We start from the raw sequence: 3,788 nt of genomic DNA, 5'->3' as shown, positions 1-3,788 counted from the left end.
ATTGGTAGAAAGACACATCATCAACCGAAATCATGCCAATTGGCAGGAGGCAGATAAATTGGCATTTAAGTCAAAGAATCTGTACAACTTCTCTAACTATTTGTGCCGTCAACACTTCTTTGAGACGGGGAATCGGTATACCCTACCAACGCTCTACCATTTAGTCAAAGACAGTGAGTCTTATCGGGCAATGCCAACCAAAGTCTCGAAACAAATCATTAAAAAGCTGGTGGAGACTTGGAAATCTTATCTGGAGGCGAAGAAAGACTGGTCAAAGCACCCAGGAAAATACAAGAGTGAACCCCGCCTTCCTAGATATAAGGACAAGGTTAAAGGTCGAAACATCGTCATTTACCATCACGAGTCCATATACAAGGCAGACCTAAAACAGGGACGTTGCCACTTATCAATGAGTAACATCAGTGTTCCGACTAAGGTAGAAAATATTGCCGAGGCGCGGATTGTTCCTAGCTGTAACTGCTATATTTTGGAGATTGTCTATGAAGCACCCGAAGTTGAGTTAATTCAGTCAGAGTGGGTAGCAGGAATTGATTTAGGTGTGGATAATCTGGTGGCTTTAACGTCAAACCAACCCGGTTTTAAGCCAATGTTGGTTAATGGAAGACCACTGAAGAGTCGAAACCAATACTACAACAAGCTCAAATCCCAACTCCAAAGCGATCTCAGAGGTGAAAGACGAACGAGCCAACGGATACAGGCTCTCACCTATCACCGCAATCGATTTGTGGAAAACTACCTACATAACACCAGCCGACTAATTGTTAACCGACTTAAACAGCAAGGTATTGGTACTCTGGTTATTGGTAAGAATGAGGGTTGGAAACAACAGGTGAATATGGGCAAACGCAATAACCAAAAGTTTGTCAATATCCCTCATGCTCTGCTAATCGATCAGATAACTTACAAGTGTGAACTGGCAGGTATTAAAGTAGTCATAATAGAGGAAAGTTACACGTCAAAAACGTCAGCTATCGATCTAGAACCTCCTTGCAAGCAGTCAAAATATGCTGGGAGACGTGTCAAGAGAGGTTTGTTTAAGTCCGGGAGTGGACGTGTGATTAATGCGGACATCAATGGAAGTATCCAAATTATCCGCAAGTATCTTCCAGAGGCGTTTACCGCCGAGGGAGTAGTGAGCTGTGCCGTGCAGCCAATACGGGTCAATCCAGTGTGAAAGACTGAACCTATAAGTTTCTATAAGTTTAGTCTACACGGTAGCAATTGAAACGTTTGTTGTAGGGGCGGGTTTTACCATTAGCGTTAGGTTTTCACCCTGATATCACTAAACCCGCCCCGATTAAAGTGCAAGTCATCTTCAACAAATGACGAATGACCAATGACCAATGACCAATGACCAATGACCATTAAAAAACAATGTCTTGTCCTTTATCTGTAAAGCGAACATTTTTAATATTGAGTTGTGGGTTTTCTAACAAAGTTTTGCGGATACCACCAAATAATGCCAATTGTTCACACATTGAAAGGGAAACAAATTGACGCTGGGAATCTGGAGATAAGCGCAAATCAATAATAGCGATACCGTTATCGAGATTCACGCGATAACCCGCTAAATCCAAATCCCCCGAACTCACTTGGGCGACAACGTTTCCCACAGACGCCGTTACCGGAGTTTCTGCTGCAACAGCAACAGATTCAGGAATAAGGGTTTCACATTGGCTATCAGTGCGGTAAATGTTGAGGGTTATGGTTTCAACAGCATCGGCGGGTTGAGGCGTTGAGGCTGGATTCACCTCCGGGATAACCGAAGAATCCGGTTGGGCGACAAGTGAGGCGGTTGAGTCAGGATTTGCTTGTGGGGGAGATGACGATGCAGAAGACTTTTCGACGGAATTGTCAGGAATTCCTTTACTATTTGCAGCCAGCCAACCCCAGCCACCAACACCAGCAATAATCAGTCCTGCGATCGCGGGGAGAAAATAGGGGTGAATACGAGTCATAGTTAACGCTGATTGCCTCGGGTAGATGTTCGTAACTATAGGATTCGAGGTAACTGGCTACTCATCCGGAGCAAAATTGGTCAACAGCGAAAGCGCGATCGCACGTTTACCTGACATAATAAATTCTGTAGGGGCGGGTTTGACCAAAAACGTAACGGTTTTTGGGAATAACGTTTCTAAACCCGCCCCCTCCCAACCGCTATCGTGTAAAAAAATAATCCCATGGACATGATTGGGCATAATGATGAAAGCATCTAATTGCACGCCGTCGTAACGTTTGGGTAAGATATTCCAATTGAAGTTGACGGCTTCGCCATAGCGACTCAGTTGCATTTCCCCATTGATTACCTCACCCAATAAACATTGGCGCTGCCATGTACATACGGTGATAAAGTAAGCACCTGTTTGGGTATAATCATATCCCTTTAGCCGAATCGAACGGCGATGGTGTTTTTGGGGATTGTATTTCATCATCCATCAAAGGGGTGGATTTAATTCACATTTAGGATATCTTACTAATATAATAAACCTGTCACATCTGGGATGGGAGCGGGGCGGGTTTATATAGATAAATGGTGAGTCACATAAGTTTGTGGTAAAACCCGCCCCGACAAATGCGCGATCGCAGGTTTTCAGGGTGGATTTGATTAAAATTTAGCATACCCCACTAACCAGAATACCTAACCCCTAAAATAAATCTGTTCCATTGCGGAACTGATTTATTTGCCGTTTAAGATCATCAATCAAAGTTTTTGGTGGCGGATACTGATTGATTTGCCGTTGAATGTCATCAAACCGATTGATTTGCCGTTTAAGATCATCAATCAAAGTTTTTGATGGCGGATACTGATTGATTTGCCGTTGAATGTCATCTAAACTACTATAGTTGGGTAATCTAGTTGGACGCTGCTTTTGTTCAAGACTATCTTGATCTATGTCATCTTGCAACCTAACCTCTCTAGCTTCTTCAATAGCTTCTGGTTGCTCAGTAAGTTTCAGGAAACTGCTAGCATACTCTAGAAATTTATCCCCTGTATATAAATAAAAATTCACTCCTGCCTTTTCAACCATCTCTTGCACTAACTCAGGTCGGACGCCAATTGTTTTCCCTTGATGCTTTAACCACCAATCTTCCTTTTGATCATCTGTTACGAATATCAAAGATTTATTCTGAGATTTTGCACAATCGATTAACTGATGCCAAATAACAACATCTCCATATTTTTCAGGTTCATCTTTTTTATTCTTACCCCGATCATCCATATATCCAGGAGGTTGAGCCTTTTCAAAACGCTTTTTAGCATCTTTATAAATTTTATCCAACTTCTCATCTGAGTAAGGTTTTCCAACTTTACCCTCTAACAGATTAGTAAGCTTGTCCCTAAATTCATCAACATGCAATAAGTCTGGATATTTTTCTCTTCCTTCCTCCAGAAATTTATACACTCGTTTATTAGCCCTTTCAATCGTTTGGATTATTTTTTTAGAATTAACACAATCAGTGAATGAGTGTCGTTTGCTATATTCTTCCAACTTTTTCTTAAGGTTTTCCAGTTCATCGTCCAGTAGCTCCCGTATTTCATCATAAGGTTTGGATTGCTGAGAGATTACCGTAAGACGTTCCTTTTGATACTCATACGCCACTTGATGCGGTATCCAGATTCGCTCTATAGCAGCCCTAAATAGGTCGCAACAGATATAATAGTAATAATACATCCCTAGGAAAAGGACACAAAATGAACATTATAGATGAACTAGCTGATTTTATCAATCAGACAAAAGAGTCCAAAGAAATTAAGAGGGCTTTGG

The 3,788-nt window shown here is 41.7% G+C and carries 4 protein-coding genes; 1 reads left to right on the top strand and 3 read right to left on the bottom strand.

Features of this window, described 5'->3' with window-relative positions:
* Position 1 precedes the first annotated feature (1 nt).
* On the top strand, positions 2-1,195 hold the full coding sequence (locus RID53_RS33520; RefSeq protein WP_446392210.1) for an RNA-guided endonuclease InsQ/TnpB family protein: 1,194 nt from the start codon (positions 2-4) through the stop codon (positions 1,193-1,195).
* 190 nt (positions 1,196-1,385) lie between these two features.
* On the opposite strand, the gene RID53_RS33515 is transcribed toward RID53_RS33520, so the two are convergent.
* The 3 genes from RID53_RS33515 to RID53_RS33505 all read right to left on the bottom strand — a co-directional run bounded on the left by RID53_RS33515 (position 1,386) and on the right by RID53_RS33505 (position 3,623).
* Complete coding sequence (locus RID53_RS33515) at positions 1,386-1,979, bottom strand: sporulation/spore germination protein (RefSeq protein ID WP_446392209.1); 594 nt, start codon at positions 1,977-1,979, stop codon at positions 1,386-1,388.
* 57 nt (positions 1,980-2,036) lie between these two features.
* Positions 2,037-2,450, bottom strand: a complete 414-nt coding sequence (locus tag RID53_RS33510; protein ID WP_446392208.1) for a hypothetical protein — start codon at positions 2,448-2,450, stop codon at positions 2,037-2,039.
* 216 nt (positions 2,451-2,666) lie between these two features.
* Positions 2,667-3,623: a PIN-like domain-containing protein gene (locus RID53_RS33505; protein WP_446392207.1), complete on the bottom strand. Its 957-nt coding sequence runs from the start codon at positions 3,621-3,623 to the stop codon at positions 2,667-2,669.
* Between the last annotated feature and the right edge of the window lie 165 nt (positions 3,624-3,788).

Source organism: Coleofasciculus sp. B1-GNL1-01 (assembly GCF_040220235.1).
GTDB lineage: Bacteria > Cyanobacteriota > Cyanobacteriia > Cyanobacteriales > Coleofasciculaceae > Coleofasciculus.
Note: the sequence above shows the minus strand (reverse complement) of the source record. Positions and strands in the feature narration are given on the sequence as shown.